23 protein-coding genes are annotated in these 22,732 nt (G+C 64.9%); 13 read left to right on the top strand and 10 right to left on the bottom strand.

Annotation, left to right across the window (positions count from 1 at the left end; all coding sequences use genetic code 11):
* Positions 1 to 180 precede the first annotated feature (180 nt).
* Genes EN853_RS17780 through EN853_RS17740 form a run of 9 tightly spaced genes read left to right on the top strand, consistent with a single transcriptional unit; the run spans position 181 to position 8,068 of the window.
* Positions 181 to 1,077 (top strand): sugar ABC transporter permease, encoded by an 897-nt coding sequence (locus tag EN853_RS17780; RefSeq protein ID WP_127859100.1) that lies wholly within the window; start codon positions 181 to 183, stop codon positions 1,075 to 1,077.
* A gap of 2 nt (positions 1,078 to 1,079) precedes the next feature.
* Positions 1,080 to 1,946, top strand: coding sequence for a carbohydrate ABC transporter permease (locus tag EN853_RS17775; RefSeq protein ID WP_127859101.1), 867 nt, complete (start codon positions 1,080 to 1,082; stop codon positions 1,944 to 1,946).
* Between the two features lie 4 nt (positions 1,947 to 1,950).
* Entirely contained in the window at positions 1,951 to 3,048 is a 1,098-nt protein-coding gene (ugpC, locus tag EN853_RS17770; RefSeq protein ID WP_127859102.1) for a sn-glycerol-3-phosphate ABC transporter ATP-binding protein UgpC, read from the top strand.
* Positions 3,049 to 3,050: 2 nt separating this feature from the next.
* Positions 3,051 to 4,172 (top strand): mandelate racemase/muconate lactonizing enzyme family protein, encoded by a 1,122-nt coding sequence (locus tag EN853_RS17765; RefSeq protein ID WP_127859103.1) that lies wholly within the window; start codon positions 3,051 to 3,053, stop codon positions 4,170 to 4,172.
* 1 nt (position 4,173) lies between these two features.
* Positions 4,174 to 4,503 carry an L-rhamnose mutarotase gene (locus tag EN853_RS17760; RefSeq protein ID WP_127859104.1) on the top strand — a complete coding sequence of 110 codons (330 nt, stop codon included), beginning with the start codon at positions 4,174 to 4,176 and terminating at the stop codon, positions 4,501 to 4,503.
* Positions 4,496 to 5,569 carry a Gfo/Idh/MocA family oxidoreductase gene (locus EN853_RS17755; protein ID WP_127859105.1) on the top strand — a complete coding sequence of 358 codons (1,074 nt, stop codon included), beginning with the start codon at positions 4,496 to 4,498 and terminating at the stop codon, positions 5,567 to 5,569. Before EN853_RS17760 ends, EN853_RS17755 begins: the two co-directional genes overlap by 8 nt.
* 8 nt (positions 5,570 to 5,577) lie before the next feature.
* Positions 5,578 to 6,030 (top strand): MaoC/PaaZ C-terminal domain-containing protein, encoded by a 453-nt coding sequence (locus EN853_RS17750; RefSeq protein WP_127859106.1) that lies wholly within the window; start codon positions 5,578 to 5,580, stop codon positions 6,028 to 6,030.
* A 15-nt stretch (positions 6,031 to 6,045) separates the two neighbouring features.
* Positions 6,046 to 6,777, top strand: coding sequence for an SDR family oxidoreductase (locus tag EN853_RS17745; protein ID WP_127859107.1), 732 nt, complete (start codon positions 6,046 to 6,048; stop codon positions 6,775 to 6,777).
* A 13-nt stretch (positions 6,778 to 6,790) separates the two neighbouring features.
* Positions 6,791 to 8,068, top strand: coding sequence for an L-fuconate dehydratase (locus EN853_RS17740; protein ID WP_127859108.1), 1,278 nt, complete (start codon positions 6,791 to 6,793; stop codon positions 8,066 to 8,068).
* Positions 8,069 to 8,130: 62 nt separating this feature from the next.
* Here the strand turns inward: EN853_RS17740 and doeB are convergent, their stop codons facing one another.
* The 10 genes from doeB to EN853_RS17690 form a co-directional block, all read right to left on the bottom strand.
* On the bottom strand, positions 8,131 to 9,132 hold the full coding sequence (gene doeB, locus EN853_RS17735; protein WP_127859109.1) for a N(2)-acetyl-L-2,4-diaminobutanoate deacetylase DoeB: 1,002 nt from the start codon (positions 9,130 to 9,132) through the stop codon (positions 8,131 to 8,133).
* 5 nt (positions 9,133 to 9,137) lie between these two features.
* A complete protein-coding gene (gene doeA, locus EN853_RS17730) occupies positions 9,138 to 10,316 on the bottom strand; it encodes an ectoine hydrolase DoeA (RefSeq protein WP_127859110.1) in 1,179 nt (392 codons plus the stop codon).
* An 83-nt stretch (positions 10,317 to 10,399) separates the two neighbouring features.
* Positions 10,400 to 11,392 carry a cyclodeaminase gene (locus tag EN853_RS17725; protein WP_127859111.1) on the bottom strand — a complete coding sequence of 331 codons (993 nt, stop codon included), beginning with the start codon at positions 11,390 to 11,392 and terminating at the stop codon, positions 10,400 to 10,402.
* On the bottom strand, positions 11,389 to 12,387 hold the full coding sequence (eutB, locus tag EN853_RS17720; RefSeq protein WP_167524508.1) for a hydroxyectoine utilization dehydratase EutB: 999 nt from the start codon (positions 12,385 to 12,387) through the stop codon (positions 11,389 to 11,391). The genes EN853_RS17725 and eutB overlap by 4 nt, the downstream gene beginning before the upstream one ends.
* Positions 12,388 to 12,398: 11 nt before the next feature.
* Positions 12,399 to 13,175, bottom strand: a complete 777-nt coding sequence (eutA, locus tag EN853_RS17715; protein WP_127859313.1) for an ectoine utilization protein EutA — start codon at positions 13,173 to 13,175, stop codon at positions 12,399 to 12,401.
* A 5-nt stretch (positions 13,176 to 13,180) separates the two neighbouring features.
* Positions 13,181 to 13,840 (bottom strand): ectoine/hydroxyectoine ABC transporter permease subunit EhuD, encoded by a 660-nt coding sequence (ehuD, locus tag EN853_RS17710; protein ID WP_127859113.1) that lies wholly within the window; start codon positions 13,838 to 13,840, stop codon positions 13,181 to 13,183.
* Positions 13,840 to 14,499 (bottom strand): ectoine/hydroxyectoine ABC transporter permease subunit EhuC, encoded by a 660-nt coding sequence (ehuC, locus tag EN853_RS17705; RefSeq protein ID WP_127859114.1) that lies wholly within the window; start codon positions 14,497 to 14,499, stop codon positions 13,840 to 13,842. The genes ehuD and ehuC overlap by 1 nt, the downstream gene beginning before the upstream one ends.
* A 231-nt stretch (positions 14,500 to 14,730) precedes the next feature.
* Positions 14,731 to 15,582: an ectoine/hydroxyectoine ABC transporter substrate-binding protein EhuB gene (gene ehuB / locus EN853_RS17700; protein WP_127859115.1), complete on the bottom strand. Its 852-nt coding sequence runs from the start codon at positions 15,580 to 15,582 to the stop codon at positions 14,731 to 14,733.
* An 82-nt stretch (positions 15,583 to 15,664) separates the two neighbouring features.
* On the bottom strand, positions 15,665 to 16,450 hold the full coding sequence (ehuA, locus tag EN853_RS17695; protein WP_127859116.1) for an ectoine/hydroxyectoine ABC transporter ATP-binding protein EhuA: 786 nt from the start codon (positions 16,448 to 16,450) through the stop codon (positions 15,665 to 15,667).
* Between the two features lie 136 nt (positions 16,451 to 16,586).
* A complete protein-coding gene (locus EN853_RS17690) occupies positions 16,587 to 17,972 on the bottom strand; it encodes a PLP-dependent aminotransferase family protein (protein WP_127859117.1) in 1,386 nt (461 codons plus the stop codon).
* A gap of 84 nt (positions 17,973 to 18,056) precedes the next feature.
* Here EN853_RS17690 and EN853_RS17685 point away from each other — a divergent pair, with 84 nt between their 5' ends.
* The 4 genes from EN853_RS17685 to EN853_RS17670 all read left to right on the top strand — a co-directional run bounded on the left by EN853_RS17685 (position 18,057) and on the right by EN853_RS17670 (position 22,702).
* Complete coding sequence (locus EN853_RS17685; protein ID WP_127859118.1) at positions 18,057 to 18,548, top strand: Lrp/AsnC family transcriptional regulator; 492 nt, start codon at positions 18,057 to 18,059, stop codon at positions 18,546 to 18,548.
* A gap of 123 nt (positions 18,549 to 18,671) precedes the next feature.
* Positions 18,672 to 20,165: an NAD-dependent succinate-semialdehyde dehydrogenase gene (locus tag EN853_RS17680; RefSeq protein WP_127859119.1), complete on the top strand. Its 1,494-nt coding sequence runs from the start codon at positions 18,672 to 18,674 to the stop codon at positions 20,163 to 20,165.
* A gap of 31 nt (positions 20,166 to 20,196) precedes the next feature.
* Complete coding sequence (locus EN853_RS17675; RefSeq protein ID WP_127859120.1) at positions 20,197 to 21,576, top strand: aspartate aminotransferase family protein; 1,380 nt, start codon at positions 20,197 to 20,199, stop codon at positions 21,574 to 21,576.
* Between the two features lie 22 nt (positions 21,577 to 21,598).
* A complete protein-coding gene (locus EN853_RS17670; protein WP_127859121.1) occupies positions 21,599 to 22,702 on the top strand; it encodes an alcohol dehydrogenase family protein in 1,104 nt (367 codons plus the stop codon).
* The last annotated feature ends 30 nt before the right edge of the window (positions 22,703 to 22,732 follow it).

Genomic DNA, 22,732 nt, shown 5'->3' with positions numbered 1-22,732 from the left:
CGCAGCGGTTTTGGGAGAACGACATGCATCAGAACAAGGGCTTAAAGCGCGTTGCTCGCCGCGACGCGCTTTAAGCGCCATCCTCCCTGCGGCGCCGGTCCTCGTGGCCGACGCCGCTTTGACCGATGCGGCCGCCGCGCAATTGGAGCGCCGGCCGCGCAGATATCTTTGGGACATTGCATGACGGTCAAGCGGCTCTCCGCGCCAACCCTTCTCCTGCTGCCCGCCGTGCTCGTGTTGGCGGCGGTGGTGGTCGTGCCGCTGTGCCTGTCCTTCTATTCCAGCTTCACGCCGTTCAGGCTGACGCGTCCGGAAACCTTCTTCACCTTCATCGGCCTGCGCAGCTACCGCAACATCCTGTCCGACGCGAATTTCTGGTGGGCCTTCGGCCGCACGGTGCTTCTGCTGACCATTGCGCTCAATCTCGAGATGCTGCTTGGGCTCGGCCTGGCATTGCTGGTCGAGAAAGCCAGCCGCGGCCAGCGGCTGCTGCGCACCATCATGATGTTCCCGATGATGTTCTCGCCGATCCTGGTCGGCTTCCAGTTCAAGTTCATGTTCAACGACAATATCGGCCTGGTGAACAACGCCCTGCAGTCGCTCGGCGTGACGCGCGACGCCATCCCCTGGCTGATCGAAGGCCATCTCGCCTTCGTCGCCATCTCCATCGCCGAGATCTGGTCGTCGACCTCGATCTTCGCGATCCTGATCCTTGCCGGCCTGCTCGCGATGCCGAAGGAGCCGGTCGAGGCGGCGCGGGTCGACGGCTGCACGCCCTGGCAGACCTTCCGCTATGTGACCTGGCCCTTCATCATGCCCTTCGCCTACATCGCCATGACCATCCGCTCGCTCGACGTCGCGCGCGCCTACGACATCGTCAAGATCATGACGGATGGCGGCCCGGCCGGCCGCACGGAGCTGTTGTGGACCTTGGTCGCCCGCACTGCCTACAGCGATGCGCGCATGGGCGTGGCCAATGCGATGGCTTACTTCTCGATCCTGCTGTCGATCGTCTTCACCGTCTATTTCTTTAAAAAGCTCGCCGCGGCGCGCACCCAGATCGGCGCGGAGTGGTGACGATGGACGCCAATGCATCCGCCCGCCTGAAGCGCCGCGCAGCCACGATCGCGCACCGCGTCGGCCTGTTCCTCGCCATGCTCTTCATCTGCTTGCCCGGCATCTGGATCGTGCTTTCCTCGCTCAGGCCGACGGTCGAGATCCTCGCCAAGCCGCCGATCTGGATTCCGCAGCAGGTCTCGCTCGACGCCTACGTCGCCATGTTCAGCGGCGTCGGCAAGGGCGGCATTCCCGTCCTCGACTATTTCCGCAATTCGCTGATCATCTCGGTGACGTCGACGGTCCTTGCCATCGCCATCGGAATGGCCGGCGGCTACGCCTTCGCGCGCTACCGGTTCCGCGGCAAGTCGGCGATGTTCCTCGGCCTGATGCTGACGCGCACCGTGCCCGGCATCGCACTCTCGCTGCCGCTGTTCTTCGTCTATGCGCGCCTCGACATCATCGACACGCATTTCGGCCTGATCCTGGCCTATGTCGCGCTCAATGTGCCCTTCACCATCTGGCTGATCGACGGCTTCTTCCGCCAGGTGCCGAAGGATCTCGCCGAGGCCGCGCAGATCGACGGCTGCACGCGCTGGCAGGCCTTCTGGCAGGTCGAATTTCCGCTCGCCGGACCGGGCATTGCATCGGCCGGCATCTTCGCCTTCCTCACCTCCTGGAACGAGTTCGCGCTGGCCTCGCAGTTGACGCGCTCGATCAATTCCAAGACGCTGCCCGTCGGGCTGCTCGACTACACGGCCGAATTCACCATCGACTGGCGCGGCATGTGCGCGCTGGCCGTGGTGATGATCATTCCGGCGCTCATCCTCACTTTCATCGTCCAGAAACACCTCGTCGGCGGCCTCACCTCCGGCGCGGTGAAAGGTTGATCCGATGGCGATTGTCTCGCTCAAGAAACTGACCAAGCGTTATGGCAGCATGGAGATCGTGCACGGCATCGACCTCGACGTCGCCGACCGCGAGTTCATTGCGCTCGTCGGGCCGTCGGGCTGCGGCAAGTCGACCACGCTGCGCATGATCGCCGGGCTGGAGGACATCTCCGGCGGCACGATCGAGATCGGCGAGCGCATCGTCAACGACCTGCCGCCGCGCTCGCGCAACATCTCGATGGTGTTCCAGTCCTACGCGCTCTACCCGCATATGACGGTGCGCGAAAATCTCGGCTTCTCGCTGAAGATCGCCGGCGCGCCGAAGGAGGAGATGGACCGCCGCGTCGCCGAGGCGTCGGCCATCCTCGGCCTCGACGCGCTGCTCGAACGCCGTCCGTCCCAGCTTTCCGGCGGCCAGCGCCAGCGCGTCGCCATGGGCCGCGCCATCGTGCGCGATCCCGACGTCTTCCTGTTCGACGAGCCGCTCTCAAATCTCGACGCCAAGCTGCGCACCCAGATGCGCACCGAGATCAAGAAGTTGCACGCCAAGGTGAAGTCCACCGTCATCTACGTCACGCACGACCAGGTCGAGGCGATGACGCTCGCCGACCGCATCGTCATCATGCGCGACGGCTATATCGAACAGGTCGGTACGCCGGACGAGGTCTTCCAGCGCCCCGCGACGCGCTTCGTCGCCGGCTTCATCGGCTCGCCGCCGATGAACCTGCAGGAGGCGACCGTCGCCGACGGCAAGGTCGTTTTCGCCGGCGGCCAGAGCCTGCCGCTGCCCATCCGGTTCAAGGCCAAGGTGAATGTCGGCGACAAGGTGGTGTTCGGCCTGCGCCCCGACGATATCTACCCGGCCGGCCACGGCTTGCATTCGGGCGATGCCGCCGATGTTCATGATGTGGAACTGCCGGTGACGGTGACCGAGCCGCTCGGCAACGAGACCTTGGTGTTCGCCGAATTCGATCGCCGCGACTGGGTCTCGCGCATGCTGAACCCCAAGCCGCTGAAGGCGGGGGACCGGGTCGCAATGCACTTCGACCTGTCGCAGGCGCATCTCTTTTCCGCCGAAACCGGCAAATCGCTGAGGGCCTGACGATGGCGAAGATCGAAAAGATAGAGCTTTCGATGGTCGACCTGGCGCCGAAGGTGAGGCGCACCGACGCCATCCAGAGCTTTGTCAGCCAGGAGACGCCGATCGTCACCATCACCGACGCCGACGGCGCGGTCGGCATGGGTTACAGCTACACGATCGGCACCGGCGGATCCTCGGTGATGCGGCTTCTTTCCGATCATCTGGCGCCGCGCCTGATCGGCGAGGACGCCGACCGGATCGAGGCCATATGGCATGAACTCGAATTCGCCACCCACGCCACAACCATCGGCGCCATCACGGCAATCGCGCTCGCGGCAATCGACACCGCGCTCTGGGACCTTCGGGCGAAGAAGCAGAGACTGCCGCTCTGGAAGCTTGCCGGCGGCGCCAAGGACCGTTGCCCGCTCTACACCACCGAAGGCGGCTGGCTGCATATCGAGACGGGTGCCCTCGTCGAGGATGCCGTGGCCGCCAAGGCGAAAGGGTTCACCGGCTCCAAGGTCAAGATCGGCAAGCCGCATGGCGCCGAGGACTTCGCCCGGCTTTCGGCGGTGCGCAAGGCGGTCGGCGACGGCTACGAGATCATGACCGACTGCAACCAGGGCTTTTCCGTCGATGAAGCCATCCGCCGCGCCGAGCGGCTGCGCGACCTCGATCTCGCCTGGATCGAGGAGCCGCTGCCGGCCGACGACATCGATGGCCATGTGCGGCTGTCGAATGCGACCGCGACGCCCATTGCCGTCGGCGAGTCGCTTTATTCGATCCGCCATTTCCGCGAGTATATGCAGCAGGGCGGCTGCAGCATCGTCCAGGTCGATGTCGGCCGCATCGGCGGCATCACCCCCTGGCTGAAGGTGGCGCATATGGCGGAAGCCTTCGACATGCCGATCTGCCCGCATTTCCTGATGGAACTGCATGTCAGCCTGGCCTGCGCGGTGCCGAACGGCAAATATGTCGAGTACATTCCGCAGCTGGATGAGTTGACGGGCAGGAAGATGGTGATCAAGAACGGCCATGCGCTGGCGCCGAGCGAGCCGGGCCTCGGCATCGATTGGGATTTCGATGCGATCAGGGCGCGCGGCATCGCCGAGTTCAGCGTCACCGTCACCGAACGGAGGGATTGAGATGCAGCGCATGGGCATGGTGCTTGGTCTGAAGCCGGAGAAGGTCGAGGAGTATGTGCGCCTGCACGCCGCCGTCTGGCCGGACGTGCTCAAGATGATCTCGGCCTGCAACATCAAGAACTACTCGATCTATCTCAAGCGGCCGGAGAACCTGCTGTTTTCCTATTTCGAGTATCACGGCACTGATTACGCAGCCGACGCGGCCAAGATGGCCGCCGACCCGAAGACCCAGGAATGGTGGGAGTTCTGCATGCCTTGCCAGCAGCCTTTGCCGACCAGGCAGGAAGGCGAATGGTGGGCGATGATGGATGAAGTCTTCCACCATGACTGACACCTTCGATCCCGCCACGCTGGCACAGTCCTGGCCAGCACCTGCGAAGCCGCGCCCGATCGTCACTTTCGGCGCCGGCTCGATCGTAGGCGACGCGCATTTCCCCGCCTACCGCAAGGCCGGCTTTCCGGTTGTCGGCCTCTACGATCCGGACCAGGCCAAGGCGCAGGCACTCGCCGAGACATGGGGCGTGACAGCATTCCGCTCGGTGGATGAAGCGGTGGCGGTCAAGGACGCGATCTTCGACCTTGCCACGCCGCCCGGCCGGCACGCCGACGTGCTGAAGGCGCTACCCGACGGCGCAGTGGTGCTGATCCAGAAGCCGATGGGCAATTATCTCGGCGAGGCCACCGAGATCCTCGAAATCTGCCGCGCCAGAAAACTCAAGGCGGCGTTCAACTTCCAGCTTCGCTTCGCGCCGATGATGCTGGCGCTGAAGGATGCGATCGCCAAGGGCTGGCTGGGGGAGGTCGTCGACTTCGACGCCTGGCTGGCGCTGGCCACCCCGTGGCAGCTCTGGGAATTCCTGCTCAAGGCGCCACGCGTCGAGATCGCCATGCATTCGATCCACTATCTCGACCTGATCCGCCAGCTTCTGGGCGACCCCAAGGGCGTTCACGCGAAAACCCTCGGCCATCCCAATCATCGGGTGGCGCAGACACGCACCAGCGCCATCCTCGACTACGGCGACACGGTGCGCTGCGCGCTCTCGATCAATCACGACCACAAGTTCGGCCGCCGGCACCAGGCCTGCGAGTTCCGCATTTGCGGCACCGAGGGCGCTGCCTACGTCAAGCTCGGCCTCAATCTCGACTATCCGCGCGGCGAGCCTGACGTGCTCGAGATCTACCCCAAGGGCGGGTCGGACTGGGTCAGCGTGCCGCTGGCGGGCGAATGGTTCCCCGACGCCTTCGTCGGGCGCATGGCCAATGTCCAGCGTTTTGCTTGCGGCGACGACGCCGAACTGGTCAGCTCGGTCGAGGATGCCTGGAACACCATGGCGCTGGTGGAAGCCGCCTATAAATCGAGCGCCGCGCCGGCGACTCCGCTGGCCGAGAAACCGTAAGGAACGGCATGGAACAGGTCACCTATTTCGAGGACTACGAGATCGGCTCGTCGCGGCTGACCAGCGGCCGCACTATCACCGAGACGGATTTCGTCGTCCATGCCGGCCACACCGGCGACTTCTTCCCGCATCACATGGATGCCGAGTTCATGAAGACGACGCCATTCGGCCAGCGCATCGCGCACGGCACGCTGGTGTTCTCGGTCGGCGTCGGCCTGACGGCGAGCGTCGTCAATCCCGTCGCCTTCTCCTACGGCTATGACAGGCTGCGCTTCATCAAACCGGTGTTCATCGGCGACACGATCCGCACGCGCACGACCATTGCCGCGAAGGAGGATGACCCGAAACGGCCGGGCTCCGGGCGCGTCATCGAACGTGTCGAGGTTTTGAACCAGCGCGACGAGGTCGTGCTGGCCGCCGATCACATCTATATCGTCGAGCGGCACCCCCGGCTCGGCTGAAAGACGGAGAAAAACATGGCTGATCTGACAGGCAAGGTGGTGGTCGTCACGGCTGCCGCACAAGGCATCGGTCGGGCGAGCGCGCTGGCTTTCGCGAGAGCCGGCGCTACCGTCCACGCCACCGACATCAACGAGGCGGCTCTGGCCGAACTCGGCAAGACGCCCGATATCAAGACCCGCAAGCTCGATGTGCTGAGCGACGATGCTGTCAAAGCCGCCTCCGCCGAAATCGGCCGCGTCGACGCGCTGTTCAATTGCGCCGGCTTCGTCCATTCGGGCTCTATCCTGGAGATGAAGGACGAGGACCTCGACTTTGCCTTCAATCTCAATGTGCGCGCCATGATCCGCACCATCCGCGCCGTGCTGCCCGGGATGCTGGAGCGCGGCGACGGCGCGATCATCAACATGGCCTCGGTCGCCGGCGCGCCGAAGGGCGTGCCGAACCGCTTCGCCTATGGCGTGACCAAGGCGGCCGTGATCGGCCTGACCAAATCGATCGCCGCCGACTATGTCGCCCGGGGCATCCGCTGCAACGCCGTCTGTCCCGGCACGGTCGAGAGCCCCTCGCTCGAAAGCCGCATGCGCGCCCAGGGCGACTACGAAGTCGCTCGCGCGGCCTTCATCGCCCGCCAGCCGATGGGAAGGCTGGGCACGGCGGAAGAGATCGCCGATCTCGCGGTCTATCTGGCCGGTGCGACCTACACGACCGGGCAGGCGTATAATATCGACGGCGGCTGGTCGATCTGACGAGGCAATGAGCATGACCCGGATTACCGATCTTCGCGTCTTCGACCTGCGCTTTCCGACGTCGCAAAGCCTCGACGGCTCGGACGCGATGAACCCCGACCCGGACTATTCGGCGGCTTACGTCATCCTCGACACCGACGCTCCGTCGCTGAAGGGCCACGGCCTCACCTTCACGATCGGCCGCGGCAACGAGATCTGCTGCGCGGCAATCGAGGCGCTGCGCCACCTGGTCGTCGGGCTCGACCTCGACTGGGTGAAGCAGGACCCCAGCCGCTTCTGGCATCACGTGACAGGCGACAGCCAGTTGCGCTGGATCGGCCCGGACAAGGGCGCCATGCATCTTGCGGTCGGCGCGGTGGTCAACGCGGTCTGGGACCTGTGGGCAAAGGAAGCCGGCAAGCCGGTCTGGCGCCTGGTCGCCGAGATGAGCCCGGAGGAGATCGTCCGGATCGTCGACTTCCGCTATCTAACCGACGCGATCACACCGGCCGAAGCGCTGGAGATTCTAAAGAAGGCCGAGGCCGGCAAGGCCGGGCGTATCGCCACGCTCGAGCGCGAAGGCTATGCCTGCTACACCACCTCGGCCGGCTGGCTCGGCTATCCCGACGACAAGCTCAGGCGCCTCTGCCAGGAGGCGGTCGACCAGGGCTTCAATCACATCAAGCTCAAAGTCGGCCGCGACCGCGCCGACGACATCCGCCGCCTCAGGATCGCCCGCGAGGTGATCGGCGCGGACCGCTACCTGATGATCGACGCCAACCAGGTCTGGGAGGTCGATCAGGCAATCGATTGGCTCAAGGATCTAGCTTTCGCCAAGCCCTTCTTCATCGAAGAGCCTACCAGTCCGGACGATGTCGCCGGCCACGCCAGGATCCGTAAATCCGTGGCGCCGATGAAGGTCGCGACCGGCGAGATGTGCCAGAACCGCATCATGTTCAAGCAGTTCATCGCCGGTGGCGCGATCGATATCGTGCAGATCGATTCCTGCCGCATGGGTGGCCTCAACGAGGTCCTGGCCGTCCTGCTGATCGCGGCCAAGTTCGGCCTGCCGGTCTGGCCGCATGCCGGCGGCGTCGGCCTGTGCGAATATGTCCAGCATCTCTCGATGATCGACTATATCGCGGTGGCGGGCACCAAGGACGGACGGGTGATCGAATATGTCGATCACCTGCATGAGCATTTCCTCGAGCCCTGCGTGATCGAGAATGCGGCCTACATGCCGCCGACGGCGCCGGGTTTCTCGATCGAGATGAAGCCGGACACCATTGCCGCTTATCGATTCCAAGGTTGAACGCGGGCGTAACGCAGGTGGGACCTGCGTTACGAGATCGGCGCGGCGTGGGCAGATCAGCGTCAGTCGACCTCGGCGGCGATCACCGAGACACAATCGCCCGCCTTGACCAGGCCGGGGAAGTGACGGGCTGCGAGCAGGCCCGGCATCCTGGCCCTGATTTCCTGTGGCGCGATGCCGGTGCGGCCGGTCGAATGGATGCGCGCCACGACCTGGCCTTCCTCCACCGTCCCGCCGAGATCGATCATCGTCTCGATCATGCCGTCGCTCTCGGCGAAGGCGAAGCAATCTCCCGAAGGCATATCCAACCACTGAGTTCGAGTCTTCTCGACCGCCCCAGCAACAATGCCGGCATGGCGCAGCACGTTGAGGACGCCCCGCCGCGCGATGCTCACCGTCTCCGCGCGGGAGGTTCCCCCGCCGCCGAGCTCGGTGGTGACGAAGATCTTGCCCATCTCCTCGGCCGCCGTGTCATACATGCCGACCGCATCGATCTCGGTCATGCGCATCGAGAACGGCGCCGAGAAAGCCTCGACCGCGGCGAAGGCCTTTTGCTCCTGCGCCTTGTCCGGCAGTGTGTGCGCGGCGCAGAAGGGCACGAAGTCCAGCGTCTTTCCCCCGGAGTGGAAGTCGAACACGATGTCCGCCCGCGGCAGCAATTCGCGCTGGAAATAATCTGCAATCTTTTCTGTCACGGTGCCGTCGGGCCTGCCGGGAAAGCTGCGGTTCATGTTGCCCTTGTCGATCGGCGAGGTGCGCGTGCCGGCGCGGAAGGCGGGATAGTTCATCGCCGGCACGATGATGACCGTGCCGGAGACGTCCTTTGGATCGAGCATGCGGGCAAGCTCATAGAGAGCCAGCGGCCCTTCATATTCGTCGCCGTGATTGCCGCCGGTGAGCAAAGCCGCCGGCCCCTTGCCGTTGCGGATCACGCAGACCGGGATCATCACCGATCCCCAGGCAGAATCGTCGCGGCTGTAGGGCAGGCGCAGGAAGCCGTGCTGCACGCCGTCGCGCTCGAAGTCGACGGTCGGCGCGATCGGCGACGGACGCAGAGCTGCCATCGGGCTCAATCCTTCACGAACAACTTGCGCGGCACATTGGCCAGGCATTCGACGCCGGTCTCGGTGATCAGGATCGACTCGGTGATTTCCAGCCCCATCGTCTCCAGCCACAGCCCGGTCATGAAATGGAAGGTCATGCCGGGCCTGAGCTCGGTGCGGTCGCCGGGGCGCAGGCTCATGGTGCGCTCGCCCCAGTCCGGCGGATAGGAAAGGCCGATCGGGTAGCCGGTGCGGTTGTCCTTGACGATGCCGTACTTCTTCAGGACGGCGAAGAAGGCATTGGCGATGCCTTCGCAGGTGTTGCCCGGCTTGGCCGCGGCAAGGCCGGCCTCCATGCCTTCCAGCGTCGCCTTCTCGGCATCGAGGAAGGCCTGCGTCGGCTTGCCCAGGAAGACGGTGCGCGACAGCGGGCAGTGGTAGCGGTTGTAGCAGCCGGCGATCTCGAAGAACGTGCCCTCGCCCGCCTTCATCGGCTTGTCGTCCCAGGTGAGATGCGGCGCCGAAGCGTCGGCGCCCGACGGCAGCAGCGGCACGATCGCCGGATAGTCGCCGCCGATGCCGGCGACGCCGCGTGTGCCGGCGTCGTAGATCTCGGCGACCAGATCGCATTTGCGCATGCCGACTTCTATTCTGTCGACGATGCGCTGGTGCATGGCCTCGACGATGCGGGCGGCGTTGCGCATGTATTCGATCTCGGTCGCGCTCTTCACCGCGCGCTGCCAGTTGACCAGCGCGGTGGCGTCGACGAAACGGGCATTGGGCAGGTGCTTCTGCAGCGAAGCAAAGGCGGCGGCCGAGAACCAGTAATTGTCCATCTCGACGCCGATCGTCAGCTTGTCCCAGCGACGCTCGGCAAGCACGCTGGCGAGATAGTCCATCGGGTGGCGCTCGGTCGACTGCACGTAGTGGTCGGCGTAGCCGATGATGTTGTCATGGGCGAGATAGGCGGTGCGCTTGGCGCCGTTGGCATCCTGGCCACGACCGTACCAAACTGGCTCGCCTGACGGCGGCACGATCACCGCCTGATGCACATAGAACGACCAGCCGTCATAACCCGTCAGCCATGCCATGTTGGAGGGATCGCTGACGATCAGCAGATCGACCCCCTTGGCCTCCATGGCCTTCCGCGTCTTGGCGAGGCGTTCGGCAAATTCGCCTCGCGAGAATTTCAGGTTTGGCTGCATCGTTCTTAGTCCTCGTTTGTTGGGCCTATTTGAGCGTGATCTTTCGGAAAACCGGTTCCCTCGGATCACGCGCTGGCCAGGCATCAGCTTTCAAAAATCGTTCCGGCCCTCGCCGCCCGCGCGCGGTCGCGGGCCAAGGTGGCGATCGCGGTGTCCTGCACGCCTGTGCCGGTGAGGTCGGCGATGGTGATGTCGCTCGCCGAGCGTCGGCCGTGCCTTTCACCGGCGATGATCTGGCCGAGTTCGGTCACTTCGGCGTCGGCGGCCATCACGCCTGCGTCGATCGCGTGGTGGAGTTCACCCAGACGCCGCGTCTGCTTGGCGCTGTCGGCCACATAGAGATCGGCCATGCGCAGGATCGCCGGCGCGATCTCGTTCTTGTGCTCGGCATCCGAGCCCATGGCGGTGATGTGCTGGCCGGCGGAAACGAAACCGGCCTTGATCAGCGGCTCGGTCGAAGGCGTGGTGGTGACGATGATGTCGGCACCGGCCGCCGCGTTCGCCGCATCCGGCTCGGCCCGCACCATGATGCCCAGTTTCTCGCGCAGGCGGGCAGCGATCGCCTCGGCCTTGGCGGCGTCGCGCGCCCAGATGCGCGCTTCCTCGATCGGCCTGACAAGGCGCAAGGCTTCCAATTGCAGGCCGGCCTGCAAACCGGCGCCGAAAATCGCCGCGATCTTGGAGTCGGCTCGTGACAGATGCTTCGCCGCGACCGCACCGGCTGCGGCAGTGCGAATATCGGTCAGGTAGCCATTGTCGAGCAGCAGCGCCTCGACCACGCCGGTCTTGGCCGAGAGCAGCACCATCATGCCGCCGCCGCTCGGCAGGCCGAGCTTCGGATTGTCGAAGAAGCCGGAGCTTATCTTGACGGCGAAGCCGTCTATGCCGGGCACATAGGCGGACTTCACGTCGACCTCGCCGCGATGCTCGTGAATGTCGAGCCGCAGAATCGGCGGCATCGCCACTGGCAGCGTGGCCAAGGCGCGAAAGGCGTTTTCGACGCAGGCAACGGCATCGAGGTCGAGCGTCACGATCTTGTGAAGATCAGCCTCGGTGAGAATCGTCATTCGGCTCATGTGGCGCGCTCCACTGTTGATGGCGTCTCGCCGCAGACGATCTTGCGATGCAGCGCCATGTCAATGTTGCGGCCGGACAGGATCAGGACCATCGGGCCCGTCGCCCCAATCTTGCCGGCGAGCAGTGCCGCGATGCCGACGGCGCCGGCTCCCTCGACGATCTCGCGCTCCTCTTCATAGGCGTGGCGGATGCCGGCGGCGATCTCGTCCTCGGAGAGCATGACGACATCGTCGAGCAGGCCGCGGCACATGGCGAAGGTCAGTCGGTTGTCGAGACCGATGCCGCCGCCGAGCGAATCCGCCAGCGTAGGCAGTTCCTCGACCTGCACCGGATAGCCGGCATCGAGGCTTGCCTTCATCGCAGCACCGCGCGCCATCGAGACGCCGATGACTTTGGTGCCCCGGCTCAACCCCTTGACGGCCGCAGCGACGCCAGCCGCCAGGCCGCCGCCGGAGAGCGGCACCAGAACGGCCGCGACGTCGGGCACCTGCTCCACGATCTCGAGTCCGAGCGTGCCCTGCCCGGCGATGATGTCGGGATGGTCGAAGGGCGGCAGCATGACGAGCCCGTCCGCCGCCACCAGCCTGTCGACCTCCTGCTGGGCGTCGTCCTGGCTGTTGCCGACGATGCGGATCTCCGCGCCAAGGCGGCGGATGGCGTCGAGCTTGTTTTCGGGTACCAGCTTGGACATGCAGATCACCGCGCGCATGCCTTCGAGCTTTGCTGCGTGCGCGAGCGCACGGCCGTGATTGCCGGTCGACGCGGCGACGACCCCGCGCGATCGTTCTTCCGCGCTCAGCGCGGCGATGGCGTTGGACGCGCCGCGCAGCTTGAACGCGCCGGTGGTCTGATGATGCTCCAGTTTCAGATGGATAGGCTGGCCGATACGGTCCGAGAGGCTCTGCGACGGCACGGCAGGGGTACGCTCGATCTTGCCGGCAATACGTTCGCGCGCGGCGCGAATATGCTGAAGAGTGACTGGCATTTCGGTCATTGGCATTCCGATCACTCAGCCAACGGCTTCGTCATAAGCCGGCCGAACTCCGACCGCGGTGTGTCGTCGCCGCAGAGCCGCAGGCAATTCCAGGCGCTGGCTTGGTTGCTGGTGACGACCGGGCGGCCGATTGCTTCTTCGATGCCTGGAACCGCAAGCGCCGCGCGTAGCGCCGTGCATGAGACGAACAGCGCATCGGCCTGCGTGTGCGTTGCCTTGCGCGCCAGCGCGACGAGGGACGCCGGCGCGATGCGCGCCATCTCGCGGTCGTCCTCGAAGCCAAGACAGGTGAAGCTCTCGATATCGAAGCCGTGCGCGGTGAAATAGGTTGCCATCGGCCGGCTGGTCTCGACGGTGTAAGGCGTGAGGATGCTGACCCGCTTCACCCCAAGAGCGTTCAGGCCACGCACACCGGCCATGGGCGGCGTGACCACTGGAACATTCGGTTTGGCCGCCTGGATCGCGGCTTCGATCTCGGTGTCGCCGATCACAACGGAAGCCGATGTGCAGGAATAGCAGATGGCGTCGAGCGGCTCGTCCGGCAGGATCAGCGCCGCGCCCGCCGTCAAAGACGGCTGCATCTTGCGAAGGTTCTCGGGCGTCGTCGGATTGGCATAGGGAATGCGCGCGACATAGACGCCGATGCGTTCGCTCGCCACCATGCGGCGGAAGTCCACCTCGCTGGTATGGTCGGTGGCCAAGGAGATCAGGCCGACGCGCTTTTCCAGCGGACGCGCGTCGAGGACAGGCCGGCTCGATGCCAGGCGGATTTCGGGCAGCGGGTTCATGACTCTCATCTCTCGATCCTGCCGTAGCGGTGCTCCAGCCAGCGCAAGAGCACGACGGAGCAGAGGCTGATGACGAGGAAGAAGGCGCCGACCAGCGTCATCGGCTCGATGTAGCGGTAGTAGGTGTTGGCGACGCTCTTGGCCTGGTTCATCAGCTCCAGCACGGTGATAGCCGACAGCAGCGGCGTCTCCTTGAACATAGCGATGAAGTAGTTGGCCAAGGCCGGGATCATCGGCGGGATTGCCTGCGGCAGGATGATGTGCGTCCAGGTGTGGCGGCCGCTGAGATTGCAGGCCTTCGCCGCCTCCCACTGGCCGCGCGGCACATTGTCGATGCCGGCGCGATAGACTTCCGCGGTATAGGTGCCGTAGTGCAGGCCAAGGCCGATGACACCGGCCACCAGCGGCGGCAAAAGGATGCCGATGTCGGGCAGCACGTAGAAGATGAAGTAGAGCTGCACCAAGAGCGGCGTGCCGCGGATGAATTCGGCGAACCAGCCGACGCTGCGCGACAAAGCCCGGTTTGGCGAACGCCGCGCCAGCGCTATGGCCAAGCCGACGATCGCCGCCAGGATCGAGCCGAGCACCGTCGCCAGGATGGTGATCTTCACGCCCTGGATCAGGGTCGGCATGATCTCGCGGACAAAATTCCAATCCCATTCCATCAGGCACGCACTCCGTCGAGGCCACGCGCCATGCGGCGCTCCAGCGACCGGATGCCCCAGGAAATGATCAGCGCGAGCCCGAAATAGATGACGAGCACGGAGACGAAGGGCATCAGCGTGCTGCCGGTCTGCGAGCGCACCACCTGCGCCTGGAAGGTGAGATCGGCGAGCGAGATCAGCGACACGACCGAGGTCGCCTTGAGCAATTCGATCGCGTTGTTGCCGAAGGTCGGCAGCATGACCAGCAGCGCCTGCGGCAGGATGACGTGGCGCATGCCCTGCCAGCGGCCGAGGTTGAGCGCGGTGCAGGCCTCGTACTGCTCGCGGCCGACCGAGAGGATGGCGCCGCGCACGACTTCGGCGGCATAAGCGCCGACATTGAGGCCCAGCGCCAGCACGCCGGCCTGCAGCGGCGTCAGCGACAGGCCGGCGAACGGCAGCACAAAATAGGCCCAGAACAGTTGCACGAAGATCGACGTACCGCGGAAGAACTCGATGTAGATCGTCGCCAATGCACGCACGATGAAGAAGCGCGACACGCGCCCCATGCCGGCGAGGAAGGCCATGACCAGCGCCAGCACCGACCCCATCAGCGTCAGCTCGATGGTGACAAGCGCTCCCTGCAATATCAGGCCGAGATAGCCGGACCACTGGGTCATTTGGGTTTAGAACTTCCTGTCATTTTGCGGTTGCGCGAGGCGACGCCGACAGCCCCCTCTCCCCGTTCACGGAGGGAAGATGCCGGTTCACCCCCCGTAGCTGCAGCCCAGCTGCTGCAGGAGGGCAGGTGAATGAGGGACGGAGCCAGCTTCTGAGACCTTGGCGCCGTCCCTCATCCGAGCCCTTCGGGCCGCCTTCTCCCCGTGAACGGGGAGAAGGAAGAGTCGCGCCTACTTCGCCGCGCAGAGCTTCTCGCGCGTCGTCGACATCGCCGCCTTGGCGGAGAAGCCGTAGGGCTCGATGATCTTGGCGAACTCGCCGGACTTCTTCATCTTGGCGAGCTCGACATCATAGGCATCGCGCAGTGCCTCGTCGCCCTTCTTGAAGGCGGCGCCGTCGCAATAGACAGGCGCGCCCTGCACCGGCGCGATCACTTCGAGGTTCGGATCGTTGGCCTTCTTGATGAGATCGTTGATCGACAGAACAGGGAGCGAATAGGCGTCGATGCGGCCGTCCTGCACCATCTTCAGGCCGCTCTGGCCGTCCGGCACGACGATGACGCGATCGCGCGGCACACCGGCATTGAGCGCCAGCTTTTCCTCGGTGCCGCCGCCCGGCGCGCCGATGGTGGCGGACGTATCCTTGGCAATGTCCTCATAGCTCTTGAAGCCCTTCGGATTGCCCTTCTTCACCAGCATCGCTTCGGCATCGCACAGCACCGGTTCGGAATAGGCGACCGCCGCGCAGCGCTCCGGCTTCATGAACAGGCCTGCGGTGACGACGTCGAAGCGGCCGGCCTGCAGGCCGGGGATCATGGCGCCGTATTCGGAGATGGAGGCGACGATGTCGTTGACGCCGAGGCGCTTGAAGATCTCGCGCGCCACGTCCGGCGCTGCGCCCGAGACCTTGCCGTCGGCGGCCACCGCCGTGTAGGGCGGCTCATTGGCAATGGCGACGCGGGCGAAGCCTTGCCCCTTGAGCTGATCCAGCTTGGCGTCGTCAGCCGACTTTGCGCCGGAGGCGAGCAGCATCGTGATCACCGCGAGGCCGGCGACGCCGGCCAGAATGGCAAGTTTCTTCATCGTTCCCAACTCCTTGTTCTCTTCTTGGTTTGCGACGACTACGTCGCCTTGGGACGGCTTGCGCCGCCCATTTGCATTGCGGTCAGACGCGATGTCCGGCCGCGATGATCTTCTTCAGGAAGCTCTGCGTTCGCTCCTGCTTGGGATGGCGGAAAATCTCATCGGGCTTGCCTTCCTCGACGATCCTGCCGCGGTCGAAGAACAGCACCCGGTCGGCGAAGTCGTGGGCAAAGCCCATCTCGTGGGTGACGAGCAGCATCGTCATGTCGGTCTCGGCGGCGAGCTTGCGCATGACATTGAGCACCTCCTCGACCAGTTCCGGGTCGAGCGCCGAGGTGACCTCGTCGAACAGCATGATCTTGGGTGACAGCGCCAGCGCCCTGGCAATCGCGACGCGCTGCTTCTGGCCGCCGGAAAGCTGCGCCGGCATCGCCTTGGCCTTGTCGGCCAGCCCGACCATGTCGAGCAGTTCCAGCGCCCGCTTTTCGGCGGCGGCGCGCGAAACACCCTTGGTCAGCATCGGCGCCAGCGTCACGTTGTCCATGACGCATTTGTGCGGAAAGAGATTGAACAGCTGGAAGACCATGCCGATCTTCTGGCGCATCTTGGCGAGGTGCCGTTCGTCGGCCGGCAGCAGCTGGCCATTGCGCTCCATGTGATAGAGCTGCTCGCCATCGACCTGGATGTGGCCGCCGTCGATTTTCTCCAGCGTCATCAGGATGCGCAGGATCGTCGTCTTTCCGGAGCCGGATGGGCCGATCAGCGCCAGCTTCTCGCCTGGCATGACCTGCATCGACAGGCCGTCCAGCACCTTGAAGGTGCCGAAACTCTTCGAAATGGCGTCGACCTTGATGATGGGCGCGGGCAATCAATTTCCCCGTTCTGGAGAAGCCTATGCCCTTAACGATGCGGAACGCGCTAAATCATGTCAATTAGGAAAATAATATCATGACAATATTTCCGACGCGGCACAATTTCAGGGCAATCTGCGCTCCCCTTGTGCATCAGATGGCGAGCAGGAGATGCTCCGGATCGCCAAGCAGGAGCTTGGCCACAACGCTCAAGCCTGCACGCAGTTCCGCCTCGGTGGTCGATCCGAGCGAGATGCGCACGGCTGGATGCCAGGGCGTGTCGGCGATGCGGAAGGAGGTGCCGGGCGCGATCGCCACTCCGCGCAAGCGCGCCTGCGAGACGAAGCTCTCCTCGGCGCGATCGCCCGGCAGCTCGAGCCACAGATGCAGCCCGTCGCGATGGACGCGGTAGTCGACCCCGGTCAGCATCTCGGCGGCGATCTCCTGGCGTCGCCTCAATGCCGCGCGCTGCCAGTGGACCAATTCCAGCGCAGTGCCGTCGTTCACCCAGCGCGTCGCGATTTCCGCCACCATCGGTGTCGCCATCCAGTTCGAGACGAGATGGCGGTTGGCGACCGCCGCGACATAGCGGTCCGGCACCGCGAGATAGCCGATGCGCAGGCCAGGCACGGTGATCTTGGTGAAGGAGGTGACGTAGAGCGTCCGCTCCGGCGCAAAGGCGGCGACCGCCGGCGGCCGGCCTTCGACCAGCGGACCCAGCACATCGTTCTCGATGATGGCGATGTCATGCTTGCGCGCCACCGCCGCGATCTGCTCGCGCCGCGTGGCGTCCATCAAGGTGGCTGTCGGGTTGATCACCGAAGGCTGGACAAAGACAGCACGAATGTCCGACAGCCGGCAGGCCTCGTCCAGCGCTTCGGGGATCAGGCCATTGCCGTCGATCGGCAGGCCTTCGAGGTTGAAGCCGAGATAGCGGGCGAGCGGCACCAGCGTGTGGTGGCCGATCGCCTCGGTGGCGACGGTCGAGCCGGGTGGGGCGACGCTCATCAGCGCCACCGTCATGCCCGCGGTCGCGCCGTTGGTGAGGCTGATATTCTGCGGCGAAGCCTCGAGGCCGCAGAGCTTCAGCCACTCGACGGCCACCGCGCGATGACGCGGAAACACCATGTTCGGCCGGAACGACAGCGCCGAGCTCGACGGCAGGTTCTCCGAGAGCCACCCCAGCGCCTGCTTCAGCTTCTCCAGATGCATCGGCTCGCAGACCGGCTTCAGGATGGAGAGATCGATGACCTCGCCCAGGCGCTCCGGAATGTAAGGCGGCTCCGGTTCGCGGCGCTGCGTCTGCACGAAGCTGCCGCGTCCGACCTCGCCGGAAATCAGGCCGCGGCGGATCAGTTCCTCATAGGCGCGGCTGACCGTCTGCACCGAAAGTTTCAGGTCGTCGGCAAGGCGACGGTGCGTCGGCAGCCGCGCGCCATTGGCGAGCCGCCCGTCATGGATCGCGCGGGCGAATTGGTCGGCCAGCGAGAGATAGGCCGGTCGTCGGATGAGCGCAGGATCTGGCTGCCATAATGTCATGACTTATTAGAGATCGAAATCAGTGCAATTGACAATCGAAATAATGCATCGTCATGGTGTCCTGGACAATAAGCGGAGCCCCGCATGGCGGCAGCGAAACTCGATCCGATCGACCTAAAGATCCTGGACGCTATCCAGCGCGATGGGCGCATCACCAAGCTGGCTTTGGCCGAGAAGGTCGGCCTGTCGCCGACGCCTTGCTGGATGAGGCTGCGCAAGCTGGAGAAGGCCGGCATCGTCTCCGGCTACCACGCCTCGATCGCCATGCGCATGATCGCGCCGGTGGCGACCGTGCTGATGGAGGTGACGTTGGCCAGCCACCGCCAAGCCGATTTCGACCGTTTCGAGCGCGTCGTCCGCGACATCCGGGAGATCGTCGCCTGCTGGTCGGTGGGCGGCGGCGTCGACTATGTGCTCAAGGTCATGGCTCGCGACATAGACGCCTATCAGCGGTTGGTCGATGGCCTGCTCGAACGCGAGATCGGCATCGACCGCTACTTCACCTACATCGTCACCAAGACGGTGAAGGAGGAGACGGTGTTGCCGGTCGCCGATCTGCTGCCGGGGCAAAGCTAGAGACATTGTCTGGCGCCGCGGGCGATTGAAGACAATCTCTCTAGCCGATGGTGCCGAAACAGCCACTCTGTCTCAACCGCGCGGCTAGTCTCTCCGCATCGCTTCGGCACCGGGAGACAATCGATGTCCGCGCATTTCGCCCGCACCAACCACCACCACGCGCTCGACCGCCTCGCTGACCGCCGCCTGTTGCGCGCGCTCGCCTATGTCGACGGCCATTGGACCGCAAGCGAAGCGGCAGAAAGTTTTGAAGTCACCGATCCGGCCACCGGCGCCACCGTGGCGTTCGTCGCCGCGCTCGATGCAAGGCAGACGACGCAAGCGATAAATGCTGCCTCGCGAGCCTTCCCGGCCTGGCGGGCGCTGTTGCCGCAGGAGCGGTCGAGGATCTTGCGAAAATGGTTCGAGCTGGTCGTCGCCGCCAAGGACGACCTGGCGCTGCTGATGACGCTCGAACAGGGCAAGCCGCTGAAGGAGTCGCTCGGCGAGATCGACTACGCCGCCTCCTTCGTCGAGTGGTATGCCGAGGAGGCAAAACGCCTCAACACCGAGAACATCACCAGTCATCTGCCCAATGCCGAGATGACGGTGCGCCGCGAGCCGCTCGGCGTCGTCGGCGTCGTCACGCCGTGGAATTTTCCGTCGGCCATGCTGACGCGCAAGGCTGCGGCGGCCCTCGCTGCGGGCTGTACCATCGTTGCGCATCCCTCTTCCGAAACGCCATTGTCGGCACTGGCGCTGGCCGAGCTCGGCGAGCGCGCCGGGCTGCCGGCGGGCGTGTTCAACGTCGTCACCGGCGATGCGCGAACGATTGTCGGCGCGATGTGCGCTGACGCCAGGGTGCGCGCCATGAGCTTCACAGGCTCGACCGAAATCGGCAGGCTGATCGCCGCGCAGAGCGCGCCGACGATGAAGCGGCTGGTCATGGAGCTCGGTGGCCATGCGCCGCTGATCGTCTTCGACGATGCCGACATCGACAAGGCGGTGACGATCGCCATCGACGCCAAATTCGCCACCTCCGGCCAGGATTGCCTGGCCGCCAACCGCATCTATGTGCAGCGGCTGATCTACGACCGGTTCTGCGCAGCTTTCGCCCGCCGCATCGAAGGCCTCCGGACCGGCAACGGGCTTTGCGGCGACGCCGATATCGGACCGCTGATGCATGAACGCGCCGTCGAGAAGGTGGAGGAACAGGTTGCCAATGCCCTGGCCCACGGCGCGCGTTGTCTCGCCGGCGGCAAGCGCCACACCGCCGGGCCGCTGTTCTACCAGCCGACACTGCTCGTCGACGTGCCGGACGAGGCGCTGATCATGCACGAGGAAACGTTCGGCCCGGTCGCCGCCGTGACGCCGTTCGACGACGAAGCGGAGGTCGTCGCCCGCGCCAACGCCACCGAATATGGCCTCGTCGCCTATGTCGTGACCGAGAACGGCGCCCGGCAGGCGCGCATGGGCCGCGCGCTGGACTACGGCATGGTCGCGATCAACCGGGTCAAGATCACCGGTGCGCCGATCCCGTTCGGCGGCGTCAAGCAGTCCGGCATTGGCCGCGAAGGCTCGCGCCACGGCCTCGAAGCCTTCACCGATCTCAAATACCTTTGCCTGGATGTTGCGTAGGCCCATCCCGGAATTTTCAGGAGTCAAAAAGATGCTCGAACAGTCCAACGAACTTTCGGCCTGGGACCGCGACCACTTCTTCCACCCCTCGACGCATATGGGCACGCATGCGCGTGGCGAATCCCCCGCGCGCATCATGGCCGGCGGCGAAGGCGTCACCATCTGGGACAACACCGGCAAGAAGAGCATCGATGCCTTTGCCGGCCTCTATTGCGTCAATGTCGGCTATGGCCGCCAGAAGATCGCCGATGCCATTGCAAGCCAAGCCAAAAACCTCGCCTACTATCACGCCTATGTCGGGCACGGCACCGAGGCCTCGATCCGGCTGGCCAAGATGATCATCGACCGCGCGCCGAAGGGTATGAGCCGGGTCTATTTCGGCCTTTCGGGCTCCGACGCCAACGAGACCAACATCAAGCTGATCTGGTACTACAACAACGTCCTCGGTCGTCCCGAGAAGAAGAAGATCATCTCACGCTGGCGCGGCTATCACGGCTCGGGCGTCATGACCGGATCGCTGACCGGGCTCGAGCTGTTCCACAACGCCTTCGACCTGCCGCGCGCGCCGATCCTGCACACCGAGGCGCCCTATTATTTCCGCCGCGCCGACCGCTCGATGAGCGAGGAGCAGTTCTCGCAATATTGCGCCGACAAGCTGGAAGAGATGATCCTCGCCGAGGGTCCGGACACAGTCGCGGCCTTCATCGGCGAGCCGATCCTCGGCACCGGCGGCATCGTCCCGCCACCAGCCGGCTATTGGGAGAAAATCCAGGCAGTGCTGACGAAGTACGACGTGCTGCTTATCGCCGACGAGGTGGTGACCGGCTTCGGCCGTCTCGGCACCATGTTCGGCTCCGACCATTACGGCATCAAGCCGGACCTGATCACCATCGCCAAGGGGCTCACCTCGGCCTATGCGCCGCTCTCCGGCGTCATCGTCTCCGACAAGGTCTGGCAGGTGCTGGTCAAGGGCTCCGACAAGCTGGGCTCGCTCGGCCATGGATGGACCTATTCGGCGCATCCGATCTGCGTTGCCGCCGGCGTCGCCAATCTCGAGCTGATCGACGAGATGGATCTGGTGAGGAATGCCGGCGAGACCGGCGCCTATTTCCGCGCCGAGCTCGCCAAGGCCGTTGGCGGCCACAGAAACGTCGGCGAGGTGCGCGGCGACGGCATGCTGGCGGCGGTCGAGTTCGTGAAGGATCGCGACGACCGCGTGTTCTTTGATCCGGCGCTGAAGGTGGGGCCGCAGATCGCCTCGGCGCTTAGCGAGCGCGGCGTCCTCGGCCGCGCCATGCCGCAGGGCGATATCCTCGGCTTCGCGCCGCCGCTCTGCCTGACGCGCGAGGAGGCCGACACCATCGTTGCCAAGACCGCCGATGCGGTGAAGAGCGTGTTTGCCACTATCTGATAAGTCACATCTGAGAAGCGACATGAATGCCATGACCAGAACCGTTCCTGCAACGATGGCCGCCGTGCAGCTTACCGGCCATGGCGGCATGGAGAAGCTTGTCTACCGCACCGACGTGAAGGTGCCCTCGCCCGCTGCCGGCGAGGTGCTGGTCAAGGTCAACGCCTGCGGCATGAACAACACTGATGTCTGGGTGCGCCAGGGCGCCTATGGCACGGAGGAGGATGCGGCCGCCGTCTCGACCTGGCGCCGGCAAGGCAACACACTCACCTTCCCGCGCATCCAGGGCACCGACACGGTCGGCACCATCGTTGCCGTCGGCGCCGGCGTTTCCGCCGGGCGCATCGGCGAACGGGTGATGGTCGACTTCTCCATCTACAACCGCGACGACGATTCGCTTGCCGACATCGACTATATGGGCCACGGCCGCGACGGCGGTTACGCCGAATACCAGGCGCTGCCGGCCGAGAACGCGCATGTCGTCGACACCGACCTCAGCGACGTCGAGCTCGCCACCTTCTGCTGCGCCTATCTCACCGGTGAGCAGATGCTGGAACGTGCTGGCTTGAAGGCCGGCGAGCTGGTGCTCGTCACCGGCGCGTCTGGCGGCGTCGGTTCGGGCATCGTGCAGCTGGCGCGGGCGCGCGGCGCCATTCCCTATGCCGTCGTCGGCAAGGGCAAGGAGCAGGCCGTGCTCGACATCGGCGCCGAGAAGGTGATCACGCGCGGTGTGGCCGATCTGCCGGCCGCCGTCGACGAAGCGACGGGCGGAAAACCGATCGACGTGGTCGCGGATCTTGTTGGCGGCTCGATGTTCAACGACCTGCTGCGCATCCTGCGGCCAGAAGGCCGCTACACAACGGCCGGCGCGATTGCCGGCCCGGTCGTGCAGCTCGATCTGCGCACCATGTATCTCAAGCAGCTTCAGCTGCACGGCTCCAGCCAGGGCACGCGGGCGGATTTCCGCCGCATCGTGCGCTACATCGAGGAGAAGAAGATCCGGCCGCTGGTCGGCGGCGTCTACAAACTGTCCGACTTCCACCGCGCCCAGACGGACTTCATGGCGAAGGATTTCGTCGGCAAGCTGGTTGTGGTGCCGGACGCGGTGGCTGCCACGAGCAAATAGCGGCGATGGCAGCGGCCGAGCGGCTCGCCC

The sequence above is a fragment of the Mesorhizobium sp. M1C.F.Ca.ET.210.01.1.1 genome (assembly GCF_004791585.1).
In the GTDB taxonomy this organism is placed as follows: domain Bacteria; phylum Pseudomonadota; class Alphaproteobacteria; order Rhizobiales; family Rhizobiaceae; genus Mesorhizobium.
This window is presented reverse-complemented; position numbering and strand designations above follow the sequence as displayed.